Source organism: Methylobacterium brachiatum (assembly GCF_020523825.1).
Classification (GTDB): Bacteria; Pseudomonadota; Alphaproteobacteria; order Rhizobiales; family Beijerinckiaceae; genus Methylobacterium; species Methylobacterium brachiatum.
Map to the genome: position 1 here is coordinate 1 of NZ_JAJALK010000044.1, position 3,770 is coordinate 3,770.

At 68.2% G+C, this 3,770-nt stretch carries 4 protein-coding genes; 1 reads left to right on the top strand and 3 read right to left on the bottom strand.

Going from position 1 to position 3,770, the window contains the following annotated elements; translation table 11 throughout:
• The 3 genes from LGR69_RS31645 to LGR69_RS31655 form a co-directional block, all read right to left on the bottom strand.
• Positions 1-958: ExeA family protein (locus LGR69_RS31645; RefSeq protein WP_230368574.1), on the bottom strand; the 958-nt coding region annotated here is incomplete at its 3' end.
• The gene (locus tag LGR69_RS31650; protein WP_164891434.1) at positions 958-2,604 is read right to left on the bottom strand and encodes a DDE-type integrase/transposase/recombinase; all 1,647 of its coding nucleotides are present in this window, start codon (positions 2,602-2,604) and stop codon (positions 958-960) included. The genes LGR69_RS31645 and LGR69_RS31650, both read right to left, overlap by 1 nt.
• Positions 2,605-2,621: 17 nt before the next feature.
• The gene (locus tag LGR69_RS31655; RefSeq protein WP_053609013.1) at positions 2,622-3,299 is read right to left on the bottom strand and encodes a recombinase family protein; all 678 of its coding nucleotides are present in this window, start codon (positions 3,297-3,299) and stop codon (positions 2,622-2,624) included.
• Between the two features lie 207 nt (positions 3,300-3,506).
• Between LGR69_RS31655 and LGR69_RS31660 the strand changes: the two genes are divergently transcribed.
• Entirely contained in the window at positions 3,507-3,758 is a 252-nt protein-coding gene (locus LGR69_RS31660) for a hypothetical protein (RefSeq protein ID WP_053609012.1), read from the top strand.
• Positions 3,759-3,770: the final 12 nt, after the last annotated feature.

Consider the following 3,770-nt stretch of genomic DNA (forward strand, 5'->3'; position numbering starts at 1 on the left):
CGGCGGCCCGCATCTCGTCCAGGAGTTCGGCGGCCCGGGCCGCTTCGAGTTCGCCGCGGAGGAGCCGTCGGACCTCGCCGGGCTTGGCGTCGAACTGCTCGGCCAGACTGCGAAGGTCGTAGCCGTTCCGCGTCAGCCGGGGCTCCAACTCGTCGAGCTGGCGCGATAGCACAGCATCGATCATGTCGGCATCGACCGGCTTGGCCCCGATCTCGAAGGCGGCTTCGAAGGCGCGCACGAGATGCTGCCCGATCTGGAGCGGCGTCTTCAGCTTGGCGGCGAGCAAGGTGGCGGCGCCGTCGGTCAGTACGTCGGCCTGCGCGATGCCATCCTGGAGCGAGGCCTTCATCACCCAGTCGATATAGTCGCGTTGCCGATCACGCAGCCCTCCGAACTCGAACACCGTCGTGCGGTCGCCGATTTCCTCCATCTTGGGACGCCGCAGGTCGTTCTTCAGCTTGGGATGGCCGATCAGCACGATCGAGAGCTGCCCTCCGCCCTCCGCCACCAGCTCGATGAGGCGCTTGAGCGCCGTCAGCGTCTTGGGGTGGAGGTCGTGCGCGTCGTCGATGAAGAGCGCCACGGGCTTCCTGGCGCGCCGGAACAGCTCCTGCAGGTCTCGCTCGCGGCGTTCCGACTGGCTGGAGATCGTCACCGTCTTTTCCGGCGACAGGTCATAGAACAAGGCAGCCAGCAGGAGCGGCACGGTGATCTTGGCCTTGTCGACCGACAGCGAGCGCGACACGATCACCCGGCCTTCTCGCTCGAGGTCGGCACGCAGGCGGCGCGACAGCAGTGTCTTGCCCGAGCCGATGACGGCCGTGACAGCGATCAGGCGACCACCCGCGATGGCGGCGCGGATATCGCGGGCGACCTGGGTATGGTGCTCTGTCTCGAAGAAGCCGACGTCGGTCGGCGGTCGCAACAGGTCGTAGAAGCGCATCACTTCGGTGAGCATCAGCCGACGCCTCCCCTCTGCCCGGGCGGGAAGCGCTCTCGGACGGCGGCCAGGACCTCGGGACGGGCCAAGGTCCGCGCCAGCAAGGCGTCGATGAAGGCGCGATCCTCAGCCGGGAGGGTGGCGAGGGGCAGCCTGATGGCCTCGGCGATGGCGCGCCGGGCGACGAGCAGATTGGCGAAGCTCAGCTGTCCGAATGGGTCGGGATCGCGGAAGGGACGCACCGGGACGGACAGAGGCGGTCGCGCCTCGGCCATGACGACGTCGGCCTCGCCCGACAGCGCCGCACGCGGCAGCGCGAGCCGGCGCGCCAGGTCCTCGACCCGCTCGGCCTTGACCTCACGCCTGGATTTGCGGTGCTTGCGATAGCGATGCAGCGGGATCGGGCCTCCGACCGGAAGAAAGGGGCCGGACCGCCGATCCTCGCATTCCACCCAGAGTTCCTGGTCGAAGAGGCCCCACCACACCACGACCGTCTCGCCGGCGAACTCGGGATCGATCTCGTAGGTCACGCCGGCGATCGTCATCCGGCAGTCGAGCGCCACGACCCGTCGTTCCGGTTCCCGGGCAAAGGCGCAGAACCGATCCCAGCCGCACATCTCCCGCAGACCGTCGTCGGGCAGGTGCGCCAGCCAGTCCTCGATACGGCTGTGCGGTTCGATGCGATGATCGCCACGGTTGTAGCTGTCGATGAAGCGCGCCAGCCACCGATTGGCCTCCGCCTCCGTCTCGGGCCGGTGGAAGTGGTACAGGGTCTCGTGGGCCTCCTTCACGGTGCGGAAGGGCCGCTCGACCTTGCCCTTGGAGCGTGCCGTGGTGCGCCGACCATCCGACCCGGCCGGCCTGTGCGTCGTCACCGCGACACCCAAGCTCTCCATCACGCGTCCGAACACAGCCGACTTCGCGACCGGGCCGTTGTCGAGGTAGAGAGCCGCCGGAATGCCGCCGAACGGGCTCCCGTTCTCGTCGGTCTCCTTGCGGGCCATGGCGTTGAACAGGAAGCGCAGCGCGCTCTCGACGTCCTCGCCGTAGACGCACCGATATTCCTGGTAGGCGACGCCGGAGCGGTCGTCGACGACGCTGAACAGCATCAGCATGGGCGCGCCCGAGCGGTCATGATCGAGCCAGGGCGGAACTTCGATCTGCTTGAGATCCGAGGGGCTCATGTCGAAGTGCCAGAGCGCGTTGGCTTGCGCGGCCTGGAAGCGGACGGCGGGCGGCTCGCGGACCATGCGGGCATGATCGTAGCCGAGACGCCGCAGGTGTCGGTTGAGGGTGGATGCGGTCAGGCGGCCTGGTGCCAGCTTCATGAAGCCATCGGGCGTGTCGACCCCGTGCTCGACAAGCAGGCCGAGGATACGCACCGTCGACAGGTGGCGGCCCTTGCGGTTCGTGGTGCGGACCTTCATGGCCGCGACGATCTCGCACCAGCGTTCGATCTCGGAGGCCGACATCGACCTCGGCCGCCCCTGGTCGGCGCGGTGAGCGGCATGGGGGCGACGTCCGCCACGCAGCAGGCGGTACAAGGTCGCCCGGCTGACGGCATAAAGCGCGGCGGTCGACCGGATCAGGGTGGTCCGTTCCGGATGACGGGCGGGGAGTGCGGCAAGCCGCTGCCGGAGGGTCACCAGGGCCTCGGTCGGCACGGCGCCCCCGGCCGGCATCACGCCAGACCGGTCTGGCTGGATGGTGAAGGTGCGCTCGGCTTCGCACCCTTGCGGATCGTGGCCGCGCCGTCCAGCAGCACCTGCCCGGCCGCCTTGGGTGTGCCGTCGCCGTTCACATAGGCGTAGAGTGTCGTGGTGGTGACGCCGAGGCGTTTGGCGACGTCCGCCGCGACAGCCTTCGGGTCGGCCATGGCGGCCATGGCCATGGTCAGCGTTGCATGGTCCATCTTGCGTGGCCGCCCGCCCATGCGCCCACGGGCCCGGGCCGCGGCGAGCCCCGCCGTCGTGCGCTCGGTGATGAGCGCCCGCTCGAACTCGGCGAAGGCCGCGAAGATGCCGAAGGCGAGACGGCCGTTGGCGGTGGTGGTGTCGATCTGCGCTCCGGCCCCGGCCAGAACCTTGAGGCCGACGCCACGAAGGCGGAGGTCCTCGGCCGTGGTGACGAGATGCCGAAGGTCGCGGCCAAGACGATCGAGCTTCCACAACACCAGGGTGTTACCCGGCTGAAGGGCTTTCAGGCAGGCCAGCAAGCCGGGGCGGGCATCATGCCGGCCGGAGGCGAGATCCTGGTAGATGCGTTCATCGGCGACGCCGGCGGCGAGAAGCGCGTCGCGTTGCGGAGCGAGCGTCTGGCTGCCGTCGCTCTTCGAGACCCGGACGTAGCCGATCAGCATGAGCTCCCCGAGGCCGCCAGGAAAGATACTGTCCATCCTGCAATCTCGCGCTCATTTCCGCAACGAGTTTTCTGACGCTCCCCGAGCTTTGTTCAGCGGCACCCGAGCCTCACAAGAAAACCGGCCGTTTTCCTTGTCGTCGTGGTGCGTGAGGCGCTACGGCCAGGGGCCGGATGAACGGCGCCTGGTCCGGAAAAGAGATCGCCCATGTTCGCCATTCTCCGACAAGCCGGCGGCCGGCGGTATGAGGTGGACTTCGAAGACGATCCCGTCCTGCTCGATGTCGCCATGAGCGCGACCACGATCCAGATCACGATGACCGCAACCGAGGATCGCGATCCCGAGAAGAACCGCTTCGTGACCGTCACGGTCCCACGTGAGGCGTTGATCGCCGCCCTGGCGGCTGCCGGCAGCACGGCCAAGTCAGGCAACAGGAAGGGACCTACACGCGTCGGATAACAGGCTCATCTT

Excerpts from the sequence above, each read along its gene's own strand:
- LGR69_RS31655 (WP_053609013.1), bottom strand. The coding sequence starts at position 3,299 with ATGCTGATCGGCTACGTCCGGGTCTCGAAGAGCGACGGCAGCCAGACG.
- LGR69_RS31660 (WP_053609012.1), top strand. The coding sequence starts at position 3,507 with ATGTTCGCCATTCTCCGACAAGCCGGCGGCCGGCGGTATGAGGTGGAC.